We start from the raw sequence: 23,023 nt of genomic DNA on the forward strand, positions 1-23,023 counted from the left end.
ATGCGTCTCATTGATCGTACGAGGCTCTAATACAACTTCAGCGGAAGGCGGCTTTTGTGATGGGCAAGAAGAGTTTCGCTGCCGACAAGATTGTCTGGCTGGATTCCCACCGGCCGGCCTCCCGGCGTGCGAGCAAAAACAAGCAGGTCCAATCTCAGGACGCGGCCGGTGGTCACGATCAGAGTTCGTCGGGCCGCGACCTCTTCGATCTTCTGTTCGACAATTGTGTCACCGACCGTCTGCGTGCCGGAAAGCATCTTTTTCTGCAGGAGGACAGATCGGACCGGGTCTTCGGGCTGATCGAAGGCTCGATCGAAATCTCGATCTATTCGATCGACGGCCAGAAACTCGTCGCCAACATGCAGGCCGCGCCAACGATCATCGGCGAGATCGGCGCGCTTGATGGAGGTGTGCGCACCGCGACCGCCATATGCCGGACCGATTGCGTTGTTGTGTCGCTGGACCGGGACCAGCTTCTGCGCCGTATCGAGGAAAGCCCGCTGCTTGCACGCTCCATGCTGCGTCTGTTGTGCGACAGGGTCCGATGGGTGAGCGAATCGCTGGGCGACCACGCCTTTCTCGACGTCGAGGCCAGGCTTGCCAAACGGTTGCTTTTGCTTGACAAGCTGCTTGCCGACCCGTCCGGCTGGATCGCCATATCGCAAAGCGAGATCGCCGATTTCCTCGGCTCGACGCGCGAGTCCGTCAACAAGCTCCTGAACAATTGGCGCAGCCTCGGCTTTATCGAGGTCAAGCGCGGCCGTATCAAGGTCGCCAGCCGGAACCGCCTTCGCCTGTTGCTGCGGGAACGGGAATAGGCCGCATTACCGCTCACCACCCGCCACATCCAGCCGCGACAGCATGTAGCGCAGAGCCGCCCGGCTTGGCAGGAAGAAATAGCCCCCACCCCGCGTCGTGATAAAGGATGGCATGCCTTCCAGTGCAAGAGAGCCCTCCCAACGCGGTAAGGCAAAGCGGCCCCTCGGCTTACCGCGCGCGCCGACCTTCTGGGTGCCGATCAGCGGATCCTTCTCGTCTCTCAAACCATGGAAGCTGCCCGATGCCATCCAGGTCTGCTGGATAAACTCGTACTGGCGTTCAATGCTGGCGTTGACGCACATGAACAGCAGCCCCTTCTCCGCCGTGCCATCCGCGCCTGCGGCCGCATAGGTCCTACCGACACGCAGGATGCGGTGGCGCTTGGTGATCCGGATTTCCGTGTCGAGGTCCGTGTTCAGGGAAGCGCGTGGATTGGACCGGCGCACATGCGCACCGAGAGGGCACCGTAACCCCTGCGGATCCTCGGCACCGAAGGTGAAGCCATTGTCGGGCAAGCCACCGGCGGGCCGGTGCGGGCTCTTGATCAGCGAGGAACCATCCTTCCAGCGCCCGACGATCCGCGCGCCAACCCAATCCGCCGTCACTGCCTCGCCCGTCAATGTCCCGACGCTGCTTGCCGCCGCGCGGCAATAATCCTCAAAACGCTCCACATGTTGCTGGAGCTGGCGCACGACGACGAAACTGCCGTTGCGTCCAAAATCATGCCAGCGGGATTTTCCAGCCGTGATGCTGCCATCGACCTCGACCGCGCGCAGGATGCCGAGCGGATCGGTATGCCCGGGCACGGTGGGGCTTGGCGGGTAGAAGCCATGCTCGTCGCGATAACCAAAAAGAAACTCGCCCGGATTGAGCAGATGCATCTCGTGCACAGTGCTGCCGGTATCCTGCCAGCTTCCGCGCAGGATCGGCTGGGAAATGCCGTCCTGAAAGCCGAAATGATCACGCCCCTTGCTGCCATCGCCCTGCGAGCCCGCAGGCTTGACCGATAGTTCGAGACGGTGAACAGGCTCTATACCGGTCTCGCGGGACACCTCGTCCAGCCCGCGTACCATGCCGGCCAGGATGTCTTGGGAGCCGGCATAGCAGTTGACGATAATATCGACGGGATTGCCCCCACCCCCCCAATACCATCCGGCCGGGTCGTTTTGGCCCCAGTCGTCGAGGATCCGGCTCCGATAAGGGTTCGCCATGCCCTGACGGAAGGCGAGCGGAAAGCTCGCCAGCGCCTCCGTCTCGACGGCACCTTCCGGTCCGACACCGAGGCGGCGCAATCCACCAGGCCCGAAGAAGGCCATCATGGCGCGATCGGTGGGTGCCGTGTCGCCAAATGAAAGTTTGTCTGTGACATAGGCCAGCCAGCGCCGGCGCGATACCGGCGAGAGGCCGTCCGGCACGCGAAATGCCAGCATCATGCCGTGCGCAAGGCGCCCCAACGGGCCAAAGACGATCGACTGGATTTCGCCCTGTTCGAGGATCTCGGACGGGGCCGGATCAGGCAACAGCAACTGCTGGACGGCATTGAGGCGCGTACGCGGCAGCCGTTCGGTGGAAGAAAAAAGACTGATCCAGTCGCGCGCTTCACTCAGGCGCGCCGAGCAGATACCCTGGCGTATCCTTGCGTTCGTGCGAATATGCGCGGCCGAAATCCGGGGATAGGCGCTGTACCAGAAGCTGGTCGGTACCTGCTGGTTGCGGGCCCAGCGCTTGAAGCGGTCACCATCGCGCGCACCGTCCAGGAAGAGAAACCGCGTCGATGGGAAGCCTTCTGTATTGCTCCACACGCCGGTCAAGCCCGCCGAGGCCTTGGTAATGAAGTCTTCCAGATAGCTCTCCCAGCTGCCGCCATAATTGCTCAGGAAGACGAGCTTGTCGGTGCCGGGAACTCGGACCCAGCGGGCGAAATGGATGGTGCCGATCGTCGATAGGAACCCCGGCCGGAAGATATGTGTGGCCGAGATGGAGATCACATAAAACGTAAAGCGCAGCAGCATCCTGCGGAAACGTCCTGCCTTGATCGTCGAGACGGCCGTCATATGGTTCTGGAACTCACGATCCTCACCTTTCTGAAGCCCTTCCAGGCGCTCCGGCGAGATCGAATCCGTCGCCGGCTCGCAGGCCGTCTCGATACGGCGAAGCCAGATGAGCGCCAGCGTCAGCGCAATCGAAACCGTCGTCATGATGCCGAGCCCGGCCAGAACGAAGGCCGTGCCCAGCCGTAAAAGAAAAGCTGGCCAGGAGGCACCGGTTTCAAAAACGAGGCGATAGGTCAGGTACCAGCATATCGCATAGACGACGACCAGCGTGATCGTGACCGGTTTGGCCAGCAATGTCTTGCGAATGGCGCTCCAGACCCCTTTCGGCGGCTCGGCCAGCCCGTTTGCCGCCGGAGCGAAGGCCCAGTCGAACTTTCGGTTGCCGCGCAACTGGTTTCGCACCTCCGTCAGTACCTGCGAGGCATCGCCGCCCGGCTTTGCAGAAAGCCTTTCGACGATGCGCATCGCGTGCTTTGCTAAGGTTGCCTCGCGCCGGATACGCTCGACCGTGTGCCCCGGCGTACCGCCAAAGACGAGGCCGCTGAGACTTCCAAAATAAGGCGAAACGTCCTGCGCATGCCGGTCCATGAAGGCAGCAAGATCGGTATCGACCGTTCCCCCCGCAACGTCTTCACAGATTTTCCGGACCTGCGGTTCAAGCGCCTGCGCAAAAGCCTGCAGGACCCCCGGCTTGCCGCCATCGCCGCTCATTTCAATGAGGAGATGATGGGTCAGTTCTCCATTGCCACCGGTATCGACCAGCGACATGCTGGCAAAATGGATGATGCCGGTATTATCGAGCCCGGTCTTCGCATCGCCCACGCACGGATTACCGAGCGCATCAAGCTCAGCCCGGATCGCCTCGACATCAGCGCCGGGCTTTACCGGGACGATTACGGTTATCATCGACTGCTGGTTTGCAGCATCAAATTCGACCATGAGTTTTTCGGGATAGGGGCCGAGCCGCTGCAATCGCCCCTCCCTGCCCGCCGCGCGCCGGAAGCCGGGTTTCGAAAACAGCGCACGCAGACATTCTGCCGTCTGTACCCGCGCCAGGAGCGCACCGATACACTTATGGATGCCATGGCCAAAGACCAGCGACTGCTGGTCTGGCCTTCCGGGCTGGAAATCCCAGGGATCGGCCACCGCCCGCCTGTCGAACATGGCAGAGCGTGTGGCGGGCCAGACGACCGTGTCGCCCTTGATCGTATACGGTCTGCCATGATCGCCGCCGATCTTCTGGTCGTGCCGCGCATAGCGCCAGGGGCTGATCCAGATCGGCTTGAAGCGCATCGCCTCGACAATGGCAAGATCCAGCCGCTTGCTGTCCGAAAGGGAGGCCGCTGCCGCCATCTCGTCAAAAATCTCCTTGCGCGACAGCGCCACCTCAAGGCAATTGCCGCCGCCCAAAAGCGTTGTCGGTCCAAAGCCGGTGATCATGCCCATCATGATGGCGTGAATGTCGGGCCGGCCGATGCGCCCCTGCTGCATTGCGCCGACCAGACGATCGAGCGGCCGCTCCTGCAAGGTGCCCGCCGCGATGACGGTATCAATCGACCGGTCGATCGCCGCGCCAAGATTGCGCGACGCGGCAATCGCCAGTTCACGCACCACGGTATCGGCGGTTGGATCGCCGAAGAAGACGGTGCTGAGCGCAATGGCCCAGTCTGCGAACTCGCCCTCATCATCGACCACAACGCCGTAATATTCGCAGCAGATTGTCGAGGAGACGATGCGGAAGAGATCAAACGCCGCATTGAGCTTGGTGTCGGCACCATCAACGATTTCACGCGCACGCCGCGCCGCGATCGGCCGCACGCGCGCCTCCACTTCGGCAGGCGGAAAGGCGCTCAGCACAACCGATTTGAGACGCCGGTAATCCTCCCCGTCGCTCATCCCGAGAATGAAATTCGCGCCGCCGGCAAACTCGGTCATTTCCGGCCCATAGGGCGTCTCGAAATCGGCCTGCCGCTCCAGCACTTCGCGAACATCGGCATTGCGGGTGAGCAGCACGAAACGCCCGCAGCGCGCGCGCGGCCAGACCGCCCGCAACACGGACAACCACCAATCCGGGTGCTCGATCAGATACCCCGCCGCCCGTGCCAGCAATCCACTGGAACGCATGCGTTGCAGGTCGAATGGCGGGACGGTGCCGGTGACCGGGTGCTCGGCCTGCGCCTGCGCCAGACGTTCAAAATATTTCGGGCTGCATTTGAAAACCATGGTTGCCTCTTTGAACCTGCCGGATCAGCAATTGGCCTTCCCCAGCCCCGCCTCTGTGAAATAGCTCACAGTCTTGGGGTTTTATTCACCGGCCAACTGGAAATTCTCGATGATGCTGTCATTGACCGAGCGGTCTTTGAAAGGAATCCACTCGATCCACCGGCGTTCAAATTCCGGATGGCGGGTGCGGAAGAGTTTCGCCTCATGCCGCGCTTCAGGAAATTGCTCGCTCCTCGCCAGGGCACCCGCCTTGAGATAGCTCGCGTAGAAATAATTGGGCGCCAAGGCCAGCGAGCGGTTCGCCGCGTCGATCGCCGCTGGCCAATTGCCGTCGATCGTGTGTGCGGCGGCAAGCTCGCCGAGATTGTGGAAAAGATAGGGCTCGAAAGGGCTGAGCCGGATGGCTTCCTTCAGATTGTGAATGGCCTCGCGCGGCTGCAGCAGCAAGGCTCTCGCGCTGCCGAGCCCGGTCAGCGCCAGCGAAAAACTTGGATTGATGTCGATCGCCTGCCGGAAGAGGTCAACCGCCGAATGCGGCCGCGCCTCGAGAATTTCGACGAAGCCGAGATAGCAGTAGGAGCGCGCATCGAGGCTATCCATCAGCGCCGCGCGGCGCGCATAGCTTGCAACGATTTTCAGTTCGTCGCTGTCGGCGAAGTTCAGCCAGGATTTCCACAGGTGCCACCATGCCAGTTCGTTGAGCGCTGCACTGGAATTGGGGTCTTCATTATGGGCCTGTCTGAAATAGGCATAGGCTTTGCTGGTATCTTCGGAGGAGCGGCGCCGCATGTGCCAGCGCCCCCGGCGCACCAGCTGCCAGGCCGAGAGCGCCTCCGGCGGGACCTGGAACGTCCGTATCTGCTCGACCCGGTCGAACTCGTTTTCGAGGCGCGCGACGATCTCGCCACCCAGTTCCCGCTGCAGGCGCAACAGCTCGTCGAAATCCCGCTCGAACCGCCCGGTCCAGATGACGCGGGAATTGGAACTGTCTGCGAGCGACGCGTCGAGACGAAGCCGCGTGGCATCCCCCGTCACTGCACCCGTCACAACGTAGCGCACGCCGAGCAGGTGGCCGATCGCAGCCGTGGTCAGCGAGGGATCGCGGAACTGGAAGCTCGAATCCCGTGATATGACCGGAACGGAGCGGGTGTTGGCCACCCCCGTCAGGATATCGTCGGCAATGCCATCGCACAGATAGTCAAGACGCGGATCGCCTGTGAGGTTCTTGAAAGGCAGCACGGCCAGTGCCGGCAGTTCTCCTTGCACGGCAGGCGGACCGGTCTGACCGCGCCCTTCCACCAGCGTGGAGACACCACTCTCGCCCGCGCCGGAGATGAACACCCGCACGGGAACGGAGATATTCTTCAGCTGAAACGGGCCAAGATCTGTAAACGGCAGCTGGAACTGCTGCTGAAGCTGCAGATAGGCCGTTTCCGTCAGTGCGATACCGCCATGCGGCGAAAATTCCTGCACGCGCGCCGCAATATTGACCGTGTCGCCAAACACACCGTCGTCGCGAATGATCACCTGGCCGGCGCTGATGCCCGTCCGGAACGGCATGACCCGGTCGCGCGCAACCGCAGTGTTGATCTCCGCGATAGCTGCCTGGAATTGCAACACCGCCTGCAACGCAACGATGGGGTTTCCAAAGAGGGCCATGATACTGTCGCCCGCAGCCCCGAACGTATTGCCGCCCGCACGCTCGACAGCCTCGACGATCACGGCACGGCGCTCATCAAACAGCCGCAACGCCTCTTCCTCATCGATATGCATCAGCTTGGAAAAGCCAACCGCATCGACAGAAACCACCGTCGCAATCTGCCGCGGATGCCGTTGTTCACGCATCAGAGCAACGTCCCCCACTCGGATTAACGTATAAGCAATATGAAGATTAGCAAAGAGATGCTGTGAAGAGTATGCACGGTTTCATATTTTTTCCAGCATTGCTGGTAGACATGCTCGCACGGAATATAGTGGCCTGCCGCCGGCTAAGGCCGGTGACGTCAGCTCAACGTGTTTAAAATGTGCGCTTTGAATACCGGACGGCGTAAAAACGCACAATCACGATTCCTGATTTACACTTAACAAGGTTGGTTGCACCGTGATCTGCTGTCCGCTTCTTAAACGGAGACGATATCAACTCCCACCCTTAACAACAGTCTGCGATTCAACATGAATAATGGAGAAAATCGGCTGGAATACTGGTGCCAGAAATTTGGCACCTTGCAGAGACAGGTGGTCCCCGTCCTTATAGAGAACTTTTCCATCGGCCATGGCGTGGCATTTTTCACCGTCGCACAGCGCCTTCATCGGATCGACCAGAAAAGAGCCACTTTCTTCCGCGCTGAGCGTTAATATCTGGCGTGACAGCGCCTGCCTGCGTTGCGTGTATGCAAGCGGAGGGGCGATATCGAGAGACAAGCCGGTCATTTTGGCGCGCGCCAGCGCTTCTGGCACATCACGCCCCATTTCCGGCACGTCCATGACCAAGACGACTCGTGTACCCTGCTGGGCAAGCTTGGCGATGGTCGTGCGGAAGCTTGCAAGGATGGGGGCAGAGAAGTCTTCCAGTTCCGGCTTAGGTGACGCATCGAAGTAAATTCCCTCGCCTGGCAGTTCCGCCCGGTGAACATATTTGGGCCAGTAACCGACCAGAAAGACGAACGGAAATTTTTCCCTTTCGATCAGGTCCATGATGGCCTTGTTGGTGTCCTTGCACCGGTCGACGAAATGCTGGGGACCAAACACTGTATCGGGAAGCGGCGGGCAGGATGCCCGCCCGACAAACTTGCCGGATACGCCGCTTTGAAGCGCCGCATCGCTGATCGCCGGCGCAATTGCCGCTGCATGAGAATCTCCCCAGACAAGGAATTGAGGCTTGCCATCGCCCACGGCCCCCATGGCGCAGAGGTTTCCCTCTCGAATGGCGCCCAGTTGCAAACCGCTCCCGTCGGTATCCGTAAAGCATTTTTCCGACAGGAACGGGCCTTTATCGTAAGTGGCCGCGTACAGCGCGTAGACGTCCTTTGGCAACCGTTGGGGAATGCCGCCCATGTCCTTGACGACAAAACCGAACGCGACCGCCGCGATCATGGCGCCGCCACTGACACCGAGCATAATCAGCTTTGACGATGCGACCGCGCCATAACGTGCCGGTTGTTCGATCAAGCGCCAGGAGAGATAGGCGAAGAAAAATGAGAGAACCACGACCTGAACGCTGTTCATGAAAGTCAGTTCATGACCCAGCCAATTTCTGAAAAAGACGATAACGGGCCAGTGCCAAAGATAGAGGGAATAGGAGAGCCGACCGATCGCAACAAAGACACGGCTGTTTAAGACGGCCGCAACAATTCCGTCCTTGGCGCCGGCATGAATGACCAGAGCGGTTGCCACGCACGGGAGCGCCGCGTAAACGCCTGGAAACGGCGTTTCACGGGAATAGAGGAAAACGGCAGCCAAAATGCCACCGATCCCCAAAAGGCTAAGATATTTCGGTAATCCAGCGCGGTAGTCCGGACGCGGTACTATCGCGATCGCCGAGCCAATCAGAAGCTCCCAAACGCGGAAATGAAGGAAATAGAAGGCCTTTTCCGGCGAATGAAATACCGCCCAGCTGCTGGCGGCAAACGATGCCAAAAGCACGGTCAGCAAGATCCCGGTCAAATGTTTTCTGGCGTATTTGTGGGCAAGCACGAGCGCCACGGGAAAGACGATGTAGAATTGCTCTTCCAGCGACAGTGACCAGGTATGCAGCAAAGGTTTGAATTCGGCGGCGATATCGAAGTAGCCGCTCTCGCTCTCAAAAAGCAGGTTCGACGTGAACAGCGCTGCCGCTCTCACACTTTCAGCGAAATATTCAAACTCCTTCGGCATGAAGAGGAACCATGCCACGACTGACGTCGCCAGGATCATCGAAAACAATGCAGGCAGGATGCGGCGGATGCGCCGCAGATAGAACCTGCCAAAACTGAAGTCATCCTGGTCCAGATCGGCCATGATCACTCTGGCCATGAAATAGCCGGAGAGAACGAAAAACACATCGACTCCGACAAACCCGCCGGGAAACCAGGAGATATCCGCGTGGAAAAACAGGACGGGCAAAATTGCGACGGCTCTTAGTCCGTCAAGGTCTGGCCTGTAATCAAGATGTCTGTTGGCCACTGCTTCCATCCATTTAGCGAACTCACTTGGTCTTCGTCACGCGACGCCTACATGCAGGAGGCCGTGTATAGGAAGGTTTCCGATCGGTGTCCAAATCATTGATCAGAAAAAATGCCGCACTTCTGCAACGTGAACGAACTCCAGAGCAGTCATTGAGTGCTAACTATCACTTAATGCATCCTGTACGTGCGTATATGCTACAAGAATAACCCGCAGCATGAATTGTATCGGAATCGCCTATCCCGCAATTGTGGAAGATAAAGGATGATCTTGTTCAATTGTTTGCATCATCCTGCCGCAGATACGCCTGAAATCCTTGGATTACAGCACGGCCAAGCCAGCCTATTTTATCCGAACATCCTGAAATCTAACGGGGAAATACAGAAATAGCTGGCGCTCTACGGGAAAACGGATTTATATTTTACTGCCAAAACTCCAGATACCCGCAGGTTTTTCCTTGAATACAGACATCGATCATCTCCAGAATTTTCGAGCGGAACACCGCAAATGGCTTACCAAGCTGGGAATTTTGGATCGGCCCTGGCTGCTGTTCGGATCTGCGCCTGACCCGACCCTTCCACAGGAAATTCTGCAAAAATGCGCGCGCGTTGATATTAACAATGCGGGAAAAACCGCAAATCAGCTTGGGCTCCCCCCTGCCGACCTGACATTCCGCAAGAAAAAGAAGTCCTGGGAGGAGCACCCCTATGTGCGGACGCGGGGTCTTTTGTGGCTCCATACGAGACCGCTCTGGGTCATGCACCTCAAACTCCTGTTGAAACCCAACGTTCGCTACAAAAGCCTGATGCGGGCAACGAAGAGTGACCGGGAGGCGATCGTTCACCACGTCAGCGGCGGCCTGCCTGCTGAGATCGGAGACGTGGGCAAAGTGACGAACGGCGTTGCAGCGCTCTGCTATGCGCTCTTCATGGGTGTGCCCTCTGTGACGCTGGCCGGCTTCTCCTTGCAGAAAATGGGGCATTCCTACAATGCCAAGGGAAGCGTTCGCAGACAGATCGAGGAGGATACCTTCGTGCTGACGCAATTGCGCAATCGCGGCGATGTCTTCACCACCGAGCGAGACCTCTCAGACTATGTGGGCATTCCGCTTGCGCAAAGCTACCAGGATATTTCCGCCGTAAAGCCTGGTGTAAAACCCTAATCGGGCTGCCGGTCAGGGACGCTCGATCCAGCTATAGCCGAAGCGATAGGTGTCGCCGCTTTTTCCCCGATGATAGGGAATGCTGAGAAAACGGCTTTCCAGCCTTTCTGCCGCTATGCCGTTTTTTGCCAGGAATGCGATGATGTTCGGCGGAATGCTCTGCCGATCGTCACCTTGGGCTGACCAAACCGCAAGAAGCGGGCCTGCGGGTACGGGAAGAGTGCCGATTTCTGCGGGAAAGTACGTCAGGAATACGGGTGTATCGGGAAACTCGATCTTCAGATTTCCTGCCAGAATACGGTCATCCACAACCACCCCGCTTGGCTTCGCATCCCGTTCGCTCAAAACAGTGTGGGTAAAATCGCTATAGGGTGTATGCGCAAAGGAATAGCGGCCAATCATGGGACCAGCATAAACGCTGGCAAAAAGCATCAGGATTGTGCCAACGGACAGGAAAGCCACAATCCCCACAAACTTTGGCAATCGCGGTGAAGCCTCGATGTGAGCCGCATCGATCTTGGCTGCAAGATAAAGCGGCGTCAGGATAATGAAGAGCACAAGCCATTTTTCGCGGACATGTGTCGCTTGAATTCCGATGACAATAACAGCCACGATCACCAGACAGGCAACGAGCATGCGTCCGGTGACGCGCGTCCATTGGCTTTCAGCCTTGGCGATCTCTTTGAGGTGACCGTAGAAGACAAGGCCGAACACGGCGGCCGGAATGGCGATGCTCTTGACGATCGCGATACACAAGGCGAGGAGCCCATGAAAGACATGGGGTAAGACTGCGGATTCGGCGCCTTCCTTCATTTCGCTGATCGTGCCGCCGCTTGCCAGGGCGAGGTTTGAAAACACCCAGTAGATATGCGGAGCGGCGACGACAAATGCTGCCGCTGCAGCCAAAAGAACTCTCCAGTCGAAGAGGCGCTTGCGCAATTCCACCTCCGGCAGAATGGCGATGACCGCCGCAACGGGGATGACCACGAAATTATACTTCGCAAGGACACCCAGCCCGACAGCAAGACCCGTCATCAGATAGGTGGACAGGCGCGGTGCCTTGAGAGTTTCCAGAAACCCGTAGAGAAACAGTGACACGGTAAACAACGCGGCAACCGTGTGGGAAAGGTCGCGTTGCACCAGGAGAAAGATGGCCGGCACGGTCAATATACCCAGCATCGCCATCATGGAGAGGGCGCGATCGGAGATGATTGCCCGCGCCGCCAACCCATAGAAAAACAGAGCGCACAGCAGAAAGCCGTTTTTTACAATCGTCAATGTGGCGACCGATATTCCGAACATCCCGGAAACAATATATTGCAACCAGTTGTAGAGAGGCGGTTGCGTTCCGTATCCAGCCAGAAAGAACTGGGATAAAAATGCTTGTTCCGACTCGTCGATCTCGAGAGATTCCTGCCGCAGCAACCTGACGGTGACGCTGATCAGGCAATATATCGCCACCAAAAAGAAAACCAGTTCTGGCTTGCGGACCAATAATTTCATCGTCTGCTTTCTACCAATAGCGCCGGAATATTAGGCACCTATATCAAGTTCGGTGCGATTGCCAGCTTGCAGACACCCTCCGCACTGCCCTTCGCAGCAAGCTGACGCTTACGTAATGCGAGCGTTGCCCGGCATTCGCCCTTGAAGGCCATGCAGAGGCGGCTATTTTAGTTGCTCGATGAGGATGACACCCCTAAGCTTGCATTTCGACAGAAGGGATGGAACTGGAAAACAAAATGCAGAGTGATGCGTATCTCTGGAACTGTTGTGCAGCTGGAAACAACCACGCGCTGCACTTAACCTGACCTGAAACTTGAGAATCGGAACAGTTATGACGGACAAGGCTAACGTATACATCGGCTTCGACAGCAAGGAAGTTGTCGCCTATCACGTGCTCACCCAGAGCATTTTGGAGAAAAGCTCCATCCCAGTCTCTTTCACGCCCATCTCGTTGGACAATGTCGGACAGATTTTCACGCGCGAACGAAATGCGCTTCAATCGACAGAGTTTTCATTTTCCCGGTTCCTGGTCCCATATCTGAGCAATTTTGAAGGCTGGTCCCTGTTTGCCGATTGCGACATGCTCATGCGCACCGATATCGCAAAGCTGTGGGAATTGCGCGACGACCGTTACGCGGCGATGTGCGTCAAACATAACTATGTCCCGAAGGTCGAAACGAAATTTCTCGGGCAGGTTCAGACCAAATACGAGAAAAAGAATTGGTCGAGCGTCATTCTGTTCAACAATGCCAAATGCAAAAAACTTGACCTGGACTATGTCAACAGCGCAACCGGCCTTGAGCTTCACCAGTTCAAATGGCTGGAATCGGAGGAGCTGATCGGCGAACTCCCACCGACCTGGAACTGGCTGGTGAACGAATACGAACACAATGAAAACGCCGATCTCGTTCACTTCACGGATGGCGGCCCCTATTTCGAAGAATACAAGAACGACGACTATGCGCAGGAGTGGTTTGATGCGCGCGAACGTGTCCTCTTCGTTCAACAGCGTTGAGGCTTGAAGCCGTCATCGGTTACAGCCCCGGTTGCGCCGGGGCTGTAGGCCTGTTTTAGAGCGGCGTGCGATGCCTGGAAAATGTGTCGTTGTAGCCCAAGCCGATCAGCTCAAGTGCAGATGTTGACGAGTAGTTTTCGAGCTCGACGCCGTTTTCGCTGGCAAATTCTTTGGCGAGCGCCAAATGGCTGAGAATACGGCCCTGTCCCCTTTGAATTCCGGTGAAGCTGCGGGTTTCCTTCTCATAAAAGCGGGGCTCGTTCGCGTTGGCGATGTCTATGCCCAAAAAACCCAGTTTTTTCAAATCCAGCGACAAGGCAAACTGTACCGCTGACACGACGACCGAGCCGCCCCTGAAGACACCCGCACCAGGGTCTGTCGAAAACCCAGCTTCTCCGTCAGTGCTCAGCCTTATGTAAGGCAGCGCCTTCAATTCAGCGATGCCTCTGCGTTTGTGCTGGTACGGTTTTTGAACATCGTCGGAAAAAATGATCTGCCGATGTTGCAGCCAGGACCGGTCTTGCTCGCAAATTGCCCTGATCACGCTGACGGAGAAGACGCATGGACAATGCGGCGGAATTCTTTGAAAGAGGTCGAAGTGGTTCCAGACAAATCGCTCATCATCAATGACAACGGCGAGTGGTGTTGCGATCTGATCGGGCACGAGATGCAGGGACCCGTTCAAAAGTATACACGAATTGTCCTCCGCGCGCGACAAGTCGCAACTCCCGATGGAAGGTCCTGTACCGACGATATAGATGGCCAGGCTTTGCGTATGAATGCCCTCGGCAGCGCTGATCAATCGTCCAACCAGAGTACCACGATAATAGATCGAACCACGCTCCTGCCGGGTCGGCGGAATGAGCTTGAGACCGGGAAGCCAATCCTGCAAATGGGCGCGGGATTTTCCGCCGAAGAGCTGGGCTGCAAGCTTTATGAACGTCCTTGATAAAGGGCGATTTGCGGGCATTGGCAACCGTCTCTTTCCATGTGTCGCTCTTGCGTATATGGCTACGACAGCGCGCCGGCCAAGATTAGCATGAGGCTGTCACGGGATATCATCCCCATTCGCTGCCGGTCCAGAGAGGAATTCCGATGTCCTCTGACACTTTCGGATCTGCCGTATATAGGGGACGCTTCTGCGCCAGAAGCTTGGCCACGATCGCCTTGTCCATTTGCACATGCGCACGCGCTAAACCGGCCTGATTGTAGGCGTGCCCTGTCGAGCCCGGATTGATACCGGTGATGATCACCGCCGGCGCTCCGTTGTGAAACGCAAAGAGCACCGCGTTCATACCGTTCGAGCATTTGGATTCCGTGTCGAGTTCCAGGGATTTGACACCGGCGACCCGGTCCAGAAGTGCCATCCGCTCATACCGGTCAACAATTTGCAGACTGTCATATTGATAGTCGAAAGCTCTTAGCCCTTTTTCCAGGCGCGGCCGATCGTCCTTGCGCCACAGAAAAACATAGAGAGCGCCGGTTCGCTGTCCCGACAGGACCCGCCGTACCTCCACGGCATTGGTGTTGGTTCCTTCGATCTGATTGAACTGCAGGAACGTGATATCCGGCGCCGAGAAGCCCCAGGGCGCTATCACCGATTGCGAGCCATTGATGGTGATGATCGGAAAATCGGCCTGCCAACCCCTGACCTTATTCGATACGGGGGCAGAACCGACGACAACAACGGGCGCCTTGAAGGGCGCGGGTGCAGCGGGCGGCGCTGGCCGGATGATCTGGTACTTGAAGTTCCGGTAGAGCCGCTTGCGTGTCTCTGCAATCCACGATGCCATGTTATTTTCTCTTGTTCAGCCACGCTGAGCGCTGCCCGATCAGCAGCTCTATTTGGTGTCCGCGCTTCTTTTCAAGAATTTCGGCTTCAAGCGTCGCAAGAACAGATCGAGCGAGCGAACCGCATTGGTCAGCGAGATGAGCTTGTCGACCTGGGCGTCTGTTTCGCCCAAGCGGCGAGAGATAACGTCTGAAATTGTTGCGGAAATTTCGGTAGTCAAGAGCTCCGGGAACCGCAGAGCCAGTTTTGCGTAGCTGCTTGCAGCCATACCCTCATGGATCGACAGGTTGCCGGCCCTTGCCGAAAGCCGGAGGAACACTTGCTCGAACGTCCAGTCGTGCACCGAGACCACACGCCATTTGTCGCTCCGTTTCGCCGAGAAACCGGCAAGAACGATCTCGGCTGGAATCTTCTGATCGGTAAGCCACAAGGACATTGCAAAGCCTGTGGTCGGAACTTTATCCACCGGGTAAAAATCGGCGCAATAGTCCACCAGATCCAGATGGCCAGTCGGTGTATCGAGGTAGTCCGCCTGGGTATTGAACCGTTCCGCCGTGCTCAAGCGCACGTTCATGATCCCGAGAAATGTATCGGCCGCCAATAATTTGACGACCTCAGCCACTTCACCGCGATAAACGATATTGGCGCCCTTCGGCTGTGCCCGCGATATCAGCAGGGAGTTGCCCGGAAATGGCCGCCCCAAAACCTTGTAGACCTTGTTGAAGAAGACAAAGAGCGCGGTATCGGGATAGTCTCGTTGCAGGCCTTCCATGTCGATGTCATCGCTGTTGGCAACCAGAACGATGTGCGAAAATTGGGCAAAGAGATCCCGCCACTCATTGTGGATTTTCAAGTTGGTTGTCGCACCGGGCCTGGGCAAATTCATGATTGTTCAATCCGCGCCTGTGGTTATCCGCCTTTCAGCGAATCCAAGCGATTACTTTATAAATCTTTGTTCCTGAAAGCAATTCAGCGGGTCCCTTGCATTCCGGCTTAGCCTATGACCAGAGCTAGCCGGCGGAGATATCCTGTTCTATATCTGACAATCTTGGGGAGAGTGACCACATCTATGTTCGGCTGGAAGACAAAACGACATATTACCAGGGAACTGGAAATCTCGCCGCCTGCGCCTGAGGCGCATCGCAACGGCATCGCCATCGTGGCCTGCGTCAAGAATGAAGAAACATATATCGAGGAATGGGTGCGCTTCCACCGGGCAGTCGGGGTAAGGCATTTCCATATCTATAATGACGGCTCCACGGATGCGACGCTGGAGGTGCTGCAAGACGTTTTGACACCCTTGGAACTCACCGTTGTGCCATGGACGATGCGGATGCGCGATCGTAGCACGACCGAAATCCTCAATGGTCAAAACATCGCATTCGCCCATGCGATCCTCAATTACGGAGGCCGGTATCAGCGAATGGCATTCATCGATGTCGATGAGTTCCTTCTTCCGAAACACGGCCAAACGCTTGAGCAGGCTTTGCAGGGCGCCGGTGAATTTCCCAATATTTCATTGCCATGGCATATGTTCGGACATAGCGGCCATAAGGTGCGGCCACCAAACCCGGTGAGCCTCAGCTATGTGATGCGGGTCTCCGACCCGATGCGCCGGGATAGCGATGCGAACAACTTCAAATGTATTGTCGATCCGGTCGAGGTGACCGGTGTCAGCGTGCATCATTTCAAAACCAGGACCTATGGCGATATCACCGTCAATGATGCCGGCCAAAGATTTTCCGGACGCGACAGAAAATCCTCAGAGTTCTATTCCTCGCAATTCCTTCAACTCAACCACTACTACGCGCGATCGGAGCAGGAACTGCACGAGAAGATTAATCGTGGCTGGTCCTTTGACGGCTCCTCGGAAAAATACAAGCAGAAGGTCCTCTCGTCGATCCGGTATATCGAGGACAATGCCATCGAAGATCGGGCAATGGTGGATTTTGTCGTCAAGAATGATATTGCGTTACAGGGCAGGCAGCAGAGATGACAGCAATACCGCACCATGACACCAGCAACGACGAGGCCATCCCGGCCGCTGATTGCGGCTGGGCGGTGACCGAAAGCAAGGCGGGAACCCTGACGCAATGTGTCGGCGTGTTGAAGCAGCTCACCCCTTCTCCCGTGGTGAAAACCATCAGCCGGTCACGCGGAATTCGAAAATGGTTTGAGCCTGCGCTCTTCCGGCGCAGCGAGCGCGAACCGGTCGTGCTCGTCTCCTGCGGCTTCAGGTCCGAGAAGGCCACGCTGGACATCAAATCGGCCTATGGCGGACGGCCACTGGCCGTTCATCTCCAGCGGCCGCGCATCGACGGTTATGATATGGTCTTCGTCTCACGTCACGACTGGGTACCGGAACTGGACAATCTGCCCAATTATCATCCGATGGTGGGCGTGCCGCATCAAATTACATCCAAGCGCTTGAGCCCTTTAAGAGAAGATGCGCGTGCGCGTTATGGCAGTGGTGGAAAGCCGATCGCAGCGGTGTTTGTCGGCGGGCCAAACGGCGCCTATCTCTATGACGAAAAAACGCATGATGTGATCAGCGAAGCGGTCCGGCATCTGGAGCTGGAGGGCTGGCATGTTCTCGTCTCGGTGTCGCGCAGATCGGAAGAGGCGACGTTGAAGGCTTTGCTGAAGCTTCGGTCCCCAAACGTTGACGTTTGGGACCGGACCGGTGAAAATCCCTATCTCTCCTATATGGCTGCGGCCGATGGTTTCTTGATTACCAAGGACTCCATAACCATGCCCTGCGAGGCGGTTGCAACGGGAAAGCCCGTCTATTCACTCGAATTGACACATGTGCCAGGGCCACGGCTTGAGAAATTCGAGTTCTACCACCGCGACTTGAGCAAGACTTTGGGGCTCACCCGGCCCTATCAGGGTCAGATGGAAGCCTATACCTATCAGCCGCTCGACGAGACCCGGCGGATCGGATCCATCATCCGGTCCGTATTGAACCCGGACCCCTGAACTATCCTCCTCAAGGCCAAGAGTTCAACGGGCTGATACCTTCTGCGCCTCATTCCCGCCAGTGATCGGCAACCCATTTCGTGGGGCGGATATAGTGGCGCAGGTAGCGAAACGGCGCCTTCTTCCGTCGCTTCGTGGCGTCGAAGACCCCCAAAATATGCTGGAGGGGCGACGTCGGCAGGCCCTTCTCTCCGTATTTTCCATCGATGGCGTGCTGCGGAAGCAAACCGCGCGGAAAAATGACGACGCGGGCGTCCTTTGGCAAGCGCGGCGCCAAGACGTAGTTGAGAGGAAAGGGCCAGCGGCAATCCTGCCGAAAATGCAACACCCACCGCCGCGGAAAAAACGTCACTCCCCCAGGCGCGTTGCGGCTCACAAAGCGCTGTTCATAGCGAAATGTATCCGCCACACCCTGCGGGTCGGCCCGGAATTTCTGCTGAAGGGGCACAAGCTTGCCAACGGGAAACCGGAACAGCGATGTCTGCCCCAAACGCTCCAATGGCGTGGTCTGATTTTTTGCCATCACGACATCATCGGGATCGCCGATCTCAAAAAAATCATCGAGTGACGAGACGATCACCAGATCAAGGTCAAGAAACAGAACTGGCCCCTTCAGGCTCCCGAGCTTCTCTCCCCAAAGCCGGGCTTTCGGCCAGATACCCCTTGTGTTCACCGGCATTTCCACATCGAGCGGCGGCAGGTCCTCGCACAGGATTTCCGGATGAAGTCCTATCCGATTGTCCGTGAAGCAGGTGAAGGTAAACGGCGGCGTGATGTTGCGTGCCACCATCGCATAGAGGCGATTGATGAAAGGAGCGCCATATTTTGTTCCCCAGCTGATGCAGATGACCTGCTTAACGCCGCCGCTTGCCGCCAACACTGTCGAAGCCATATATGTCAAACTCCCCGTGGCGCGCTCTCAACTGATGCGGCGCTGTCCGTTTATGGTTGTATTCAGTTTCCTGCACAAAGTTTCCAGGAGATTGAACAACTGCTTTGCGATCCTGTCAGGTCTTTAGATCACGCGATACCCTTGTCAATCTGTGCTCCAACAAAACCAGGGCTAATTTTGTGGGAGTAAAGCGAGATACGACAAATGTATAGACAGCGTGTATCGGCCGCTCCTGCGTTCAACAAGGGCGTTGATGTAGGAGACTGTAAGTTTCGCCAGAATTATGGCCAGGGAACCAATACCAAGGCACGACGTTGGGCTGGTTTGAAGGAGTTCAAATGCCAAATAGCACACCCATACGCTTCTCCCCGGACCTTGAGGACATCCAGCCCGGTGAGCAGGAAACCATCCAGAGCTTGAACGAAACCTTTGATACGATCCTAGAAAAAACAGCTGGTGATTATGGCCATGCGGTGCGTTCGGTGCATGCAAAGGCGCACGGAATTCTGCAGGGAAAGCTGGAGGTCAAGGACGGCCTGCCGCCGGAACTTGCGCAGGGTCTGTTTGCCCATTCCGGCAGCTATACGGTGTTCATGCGGCTTTCCACCAATGCCGGCGATATCCTGCCCGATGCCATTTCCCTGCCGCGCGGCCTGGCCATGAAGGTGGTTGGGGTCGATGGTGAGCGCTTGCCCGATGCGGCTGGCCGAACGCAGGATTTCGTGATGGTCAATGGCCCGGTTTTTCAGGCAAAGACCGCTGAAAAATTTCTCGGTAGCCTGAAGATGCTGGCCAAGACCACCGACAGGATGGAGGGTACGAAAACCGTGCTGTCGAGCGTGTTGCAGACCGTCAACAGTGCGCTGGAGACAGTCGGACTGGCAAGCTCGACGGTTCAGTCTCTGGGTGGCGCGCCGAATGTCGATCCACTCGGCGAAACCTATTTCAGTGTCACGCCCTTCCGCTACGGCGACTATGTTGCGAAATTTAGCCTCAAGCCCGTATCTTCCTCGCTGACAAACCGCACCGGCGAAATTATCGATACCAGCGTCAGTGAGGATGCGATTCGGGAAACCGTCCAGGCCGAGATGCAGACTATCTCCGGAGAATGGGAGTTCCAGGTCCAGCTCTGTCGCGATATCGAGGCACAGCCGATCGAGGACCCGACCGTGGAATGGGATCAGGGCGATGCACCCTTCTTTACCGTGGCGACGGTGACGGCGGCGCCGCAGGACAGCTGGAGCGACGAGACGGTCAGAAAAGTCAACGAAGAGATGCGGTTCAGCGTCTGGACAGGACTTGCCGCGCACCAGCCGCTCGGCAACATCAACCGGGCGCGCAAGGCACCCTATGAACACTCGGCCAAATTCCGGGAAGGGTTCAACCGCTGTCCCATCCACGAACCGCAGTAAGCGGTCGCCATTTGCCAACCATAACGGATGCCGCCGATCCCGGCGGCATCCGGATTTTCGCGTTTCCTCGAAAAACCATTGCGAGGCCCGATCGTGGCAGACCAAATCCCCAATCCAGAATCCGAAGGACCAGCCGGTGGTTGGGGTTCGGTAAAATCGATCGCCCATATGTTTGGCGATGCCCGTCCTTCCCCAGCAGTCTTGGACACGCTCGCGCATCAAAACAAGCCGGGCGGCTTCCAGTGCGTATCCTGCGCCTGGCCTAAGCCCGTCAACTATCATCCGTTCGAATTTTGCGAAAACGGCGCCAAGGCAACGCTTTCGGATTTGACAAGCGCGCGTTGCACGCCCGCGTTCTGGGAGACGCATACCGTCTCGGATCTTCGTGACTGGAAAGATTATGATCTGGAGAAGACGGGACGGCTGACGGAGCCCATGCGCTATGACGCGGCAACAGATCGATATGTCGCGGTGACGTGGGAGGAGGCCTTCGCTGATATTGGTAAGACGCTGAGAGCGTTGCCCCGTGACGATGTGGTATTCTACTCGTCCGGCCATGCCGGGCTGGAGGCCGCCTACCTCTATGCTCTGCTTGCACGCGCCTATGGCAACAACAATCTGCCGCAGAGTTCGAACATGTGCCACGAGACGACATCCGTCGGCCTCAACAAGGTCATCGGCTCGCCCGTTGGAACCATCATCTGGGAAGACCTTGAAAAGGCCGATGCCTTCTTCTTCTTCGGGCAAAATCCCGGCTCAAACAGTCCACGGTTTCTGCATCCGCTCCAGGAGGCAAAAAAGCGCGGCGCGCGCATTGTCACGTTCAATCCGGTTGTTGAACAGGGGCTGGTGTCCTTCGTCAATCCGCAAAACCCGATGGATATGCTGACGGGTCACGAGACGCAGATTTCCGATGAATATCTGCAGGTCCGCGCCGGCGGTGACATTGCCGCGATCCTCGGTCTTTGCAAAGTGGTCGTCGAGGCTGATGATGCGGCCCTTGCCAATGGCACCGGGCGTGTCATCGACATGGAATTTATCGCCGAACACACAACCGGATTTGATCAATTCATCGCTTGCGTGCGGGAAACGCCGTGGAGCGATATCGAGCGCGAAAGCGGCCTGACGGAACAGGCGATCCGGCGTGCTGGCGAAATTTATATCGGCGCCGAGCGCGTGATCGGCGTTTATGGAATGGGCCTGACCCAGCATTCCCAAGGCGCGATCAACGTCGGCCTGCTGGTCAACCTTTTGCTGTTACGCGGCAATATCGGCCGGGAAGGTGCAGGGTGCTGTCCGGTTCGCGGACATTCCAATGTCCAGGGCCAGCGGACTGTCGGCATTGCCGAAAAGACCAAGCTCATTCCGATGGACAAGCTGAAACAGCTTTTCGACTTCGATCCGCCGGTCAAGGATGGCACCACTATTGTCGATGCGGTGAAAGGTTTGATGGCGGGCAAGATCAAGGCGTTTATTTCGCTTGGCGGAAACCTTGTTCGCGCGGTCCCGGACCAGAAGGAGATGGAACGTGCCTGGGCCACCCAGGACCTCACGGTCATGGTATCGACGAAGCTCAATCGCAGCCATCTTTTCCCGGGGAAACAAGCCTATATCCTGCCCTGTCTGTCGCGTGCCGAGCTGGACATGCAGGCTACCGGAAATCAGGCCGTATCCGTCGAGGACAGCTTCTCGCATATTTCGGGATCAATCGGAAAACGTGGTCCTGCGTCCAAGCATCTGAAAAGCGAACTGGCGATTGTGACCGGAATTGCCAAGGCAGTTCTCGATCCCAATCCGCGATTGAAATGGGATGAATGGACGGCAGATTACAGTCTTGTCCGCGAGCTCATTGAATTCACCTACCCCGAGGATTTCAAGGACTACAACGCGCGCATGTTTCAGCCGGGCGGCTTTTATCGCGGCAATGATGCGCATAACCGCGTCTGGAATACGCAGGAAAAGAAGGCGGTCTTCACGACGCCGGCCCAATTGAACGCTTTGTCATTCAAAGATGCTGCAGGCCGGTTCAGACTGTCGACGCTGCGCTCGAACGATCAGTTTAACACCACGATCTATGGCTATTCCGACCGTTTCCGCGGCATAGAGGGAACGCGGGATGTGGTCATGATGTGCGAAGAGGATATCGCGGCATCGGGTCTTCATGCGGGCCAGACCGTAGCACTTGTCAGCGATTTTGAAGACGGTGTGCGGCGGACAATGCCCGGACTGACTGTGACTGCTCACAATCTGCCGAGGGGCACGATTGCTGCCTATTATCCCGAAGCCAATGTGCTGAACTCCATCGATCACCATGACGAACTGTCGAAAACACCCGCCTCCAAAGCAATTCCTGTACGGATCGAGGCGTAACGACAAAGCCGATCAATTGAGGATATTCGGATGACAGATCAGAAGATCGATCGCGACAAGGTCGCTAAAGAGTTTGGCGAAGCGGTCAACATGACGCCTGCGGCGATCGAAAAATGGCTTGAGACGAAAGACAGCAAATCGGTTGGCTGGCCGAAGGACGGAAGCCAGGAATCGGTCGGTCACCATTCCGGCCGCCGCATCGTGCAAATCAAAAGAAAGAAAAAAACGGATTTAACCGAAGACGACTATGTGCATATGCGCAAGGTGGTTGGGTATGTCCATCGGCACCTGGCACAGGGCGGACCGGACGAGGACCGCGAACATTCCGCCTGGCGCTACTCGCTGATGAACTGGGGGCACGATCCGTTGAAAAAATAAGGCTCAGCTTTTCTTCTTCAGGGCCTCAGGCTTGTGCGCCGCGCGTTTCCCGGACTTCGCACTCTCCACTATCATCTGCGGATCGGACGGCGTCGCCTTCACCGTGTGACCCTTGATCTTGGTATCGGATGTCTGCTTCTTCACGACCTTGCCCTCGGTTTTGCCCTGGCTGGTCTCCCAAGTGACTTTGTCACCCTTTTTCAGATTTTCGCTCATCGAATGCTCTCCAATCGTTGTTGCCGGCAAATTGCGGATGATCCCTT

Annotated in this window: 17 protein-coding genes; 8 read left to right on the forward strand and 9 right to left on the reverse strand. The window is 57.1% G+C overall.

Going from position 1 to position 23,023, the window contains the following annotated elements; all coding sequences use genetic code 11:
* Positions 1 to 59: 59 nt before the first annotated feature.
* Positions 60 to 818, forward strand: a complete 759-nt coding sequence (locus ASD32_RS07355) for a Crp/Fnr family transcriptional regulator (protein ID WP_060637363.1) — start codon at positions 60 to 62, stop codon at positions 816 to 818.
* A gap of 6 nt (positions 819 to 824) precedes the next feature.
* Here the strand turns inward: ASD32_RS07355 and ASD32_RS07360 are convergent, their stop codons facing one another.
* The 3 genes from ASD32_RS07360 to ASD32_RS07370 all read right to left on the reverse strand — a co-directional run bounded on the left by ASD32_RS07360 (position 825) and on the right by ASD32_RS07370 (position 9,266).
* Positions 825 to 5,096, reverse strand: a complete 4,272-nt coding sequence (locus ASD32_RS07360; RefSeq protein ID WP_060637364.1) for a cytochrome P450 — start codon at positions 5,094 to 5,096, stop codon at positions 825 to 827.
* 81 nt (positions 5,097 to 5,177) lie between these two features.
* Positions 5,178 to 6,941 carry an adenylate/guanylate cyclase domain-containing protein gene (locus tag ASD32_RS07365; protein ID WP_060637365.1) on the reverse strand — a complete coding sequence of 588 codons (1,764 nt, stop codon included), beginning with the start codon at positions 6,939 to 6,941 and terminating at the stop codon, positions 5,178 to 5,180.
* A 291-nt stretch (positions 6,942 to 7,232) separates the two neighbouring features.
* Positions 7,233 to 9,266, reverse strand: a complete 2,034-nt coding sequence (locus tag ASD32_RS07370; protein ID WP_060637366.1) for an acyltransferase family protein — start codon at positions 9,264 to 9,266, stop codon at positions 7,233 to 7,235.
* A 448-nt stretch (positions 9,267 to 9,714) separates the two neighbouring features.
* Between ASD32_RS07370 and ASD32_RS31010 the strand changes: the two genes are divergently transcribed.
* Positions 9,715 to 10,419, forward strand: a complete 705-nt coding sequence (locus ASD32_RS31010) for a hypothetical protein (protein WP_060637367.1) — start codon at positions 9,715 to 9,717, stop codon at positions 10,417 to 10,419.
* A gap of 12 nt (positions 10,420 to 10,431) precedes the next feature.
* On the opposite strand, the gene ASD32_RS07380 is transcribed toward ASD32_RS31010, so the two are convergent.
* Complete coding sequence (locus ASD32_RS07380) at positions 10,432 to 11,922, reverse strand: glycosyltransferase family 39 protein (RefSeq protein ID WP_060637368.1); 1,491 nt, start codon at positions 11,920 to 11,922, stop codon at positions 10,432 to 10,434.
* Between the two features lie 331 nt (positions 11,923 to 12,253).
* Between ASD32_RS07380 and ASD32_RS07385 the strand changes: the two genes are divergently transcribed.
* Positions 12,254 to 12,937, forward strand: coding sequence for a hypothetical protein (locus ASD32_RS07385; protein WP_060637369.1), 684 nt, complete (start codon positions 12,254 to 12,256; stop codon positions 12,935 to 12,937).
* A 55-nt stretch (positions 12,938 to 12,992) separates the two neighbouring features.
* On the opposite strand, the gene ASD32_RS07390 is transcribed toward ASD32_RS07385, so the two are convergent.
* The 3 genes from ASD32_RS07390 to ASD32_RS07400 all read right to left on the reverse strand — a co-directional run bounded on the left by ASD32_RS07390 (position 12,993) and on the right by ASD32_RS07400 (position 15,615).
* Complete coding sequence (locus ASD32_RS07390; RefSeq protein ID WP_060637370.1) at positions 12,993 to 13,907, reverse strand: hypothetical protein; 915 nt, start codon at positions 13,905 to 13,907, stop codon at positions 12,993 to 12,995.
* Positions 13,908 to 13,995: 88 nt separating this feature from the next.
* Positions 13,996 to 14,730: a hypothetical protein gene (locus ASD32_RS07395; RefSeq protein ID WP_060637371.1), complete on the reverse strand. Its 735-nt coding sequence runs from the start codon at positions 14,728 to 14,730 to the stop codon at positions 13,996 to 13,998.
* Between the two features lie 48 nt (positions 14,731 to 14,778).
* Positions 14,779 to 15,615, reverse strand: a complete 837-nt coding sequence (locus tag ASD32_RS07400; protein WP_060637372.1) for a hypothetical protein — start codon at positions 15,613 to 15,615, stop codon at positions 14,779 to 14,781.
* A 183-nt stretch (positions 15,616 to 15,798) separates the two neighbouring features.
* On the opposite strand from ASD32_RS07400, the gene ASD32_RS07405 reads away from it, so the two are divergent.
* Positions 15,799 to 16,725 (forward strand): glycosyltransferase family 92 protein, encoded by a 927-nt coding sequence (locus ASD32_RS07405; RefSeq protein WP_060637373.1) that lies wholly within the window; start codon positions 15,799 to 15,801, stop codon positions 16,723 to 16,725.
* Positions 16,722 to 17,708, forward strand: coding sequence for an ELM1/GtrOC1 family putative glycosyltransferase (locus tag ASD32_RS07410; protein ID WP_060637374.1), 987 nt, complete (start codon positions 16,722 to 16,724; stop codon positions 17,706 to 17,708). The genes ASD32_RS07405 and ASD32_RS07410 overlap by 4 nt, the downstream gene beginning before the upstream one ends.
* Positions 17,709 to 17,757: 49 nt before the next feature.
* Here ASD32_RS07410 and ASD32_RS07415 read toward each other — a convergent pair whose 3' ends face one another.
* Positions 17,758 to 18,600, reverse strand: a complete 843-nt coding sequence (locus tag ASD32_RS07415; RefSeq protein WP_060637375.1) for a hypothetical protein — start codon at positions 18,598 to 18,600, stop codon at positions 17,758 to 17,760.
* A 338-nt stretch (positions 18,601 to 18,938) separates the two neighbouring features.
* Here ASD32_RS07415 and ASD32_RS07420 point away from each other — a divergent pair, with 338 nt between their 5' ends.
* Genes ASD32_RS07420 through ASD32_RS07430 form a run of 3 tightly spaced genes read left to right on the forward strand, consistent with a single transcriptional unit; the run spans position 18,939 to position 22,760 of the window.
* Positions 18,939 to 20,012, forward strand: coding sequence for a catalase family protein (locus tag ASD32_RS07420; RefSeq protein ID WP_060637376.1), 1,074 nt, complete (start codon positions 18,939 to 18,941; stop codon positions 20,010 to 20,012).
* Between the two features lie 27 nt (positions 20,013 to 20,039).
* Positions 20,040 to 22,382, forward strand: coding sequence for an FdhF/YdeP family oxidoreductase (locus tag ASD32_RS07425; protein ID WP_082546676.1), 2,343 nt, complete (start codon positions 20,040 to 20,042; stop codon positions 22,380 to 22,382).
* 30 nt (positions 22,383 to 22,412) lie between these two features.
* A complete protein-coding gene (locus ASD32_RS07430) occupies positions 22,413 to 22,760 on the forward strand; it encodes a DUF3140 domain-containing protein (protein ID WP_060637377.1) in 348 nt (115 codons plus the stop codon).
* A gap of 3 nt (positions 22,761 to 22,763) precedes the next feature.
* On the opposite strand, the gene ASD32_RS07435 is transcribed toward ASD32_RS07430, so the two are convergent.
* The gene (locus ASD32_RS07435) at positions 22,764 to 22,976 is read right to left on the reverse strand and encodes a DUF2945 domain-containing protein (RefSeq protein WP_060637378.1); all 213 of its coding nucleotides are present in this window, start codon (positions 22,974 to 22,976) and stop codon (positions 22,764 to 22,766) included.
* Positions 22,977 to 23,023 lie beyond the last annotated feature (47 nt).

Source organism: Rhizobium sp. Root483D2, assembly GCF_001426685.1.
In the GTDB taxonomy this organism is placed as follows: Bacteria; Pseudomonadota; Alphaproteobacteria; order Rhizobiales; family Rhizobiaceae; genus Pararhizobium; species Pararhizobium qamdonense.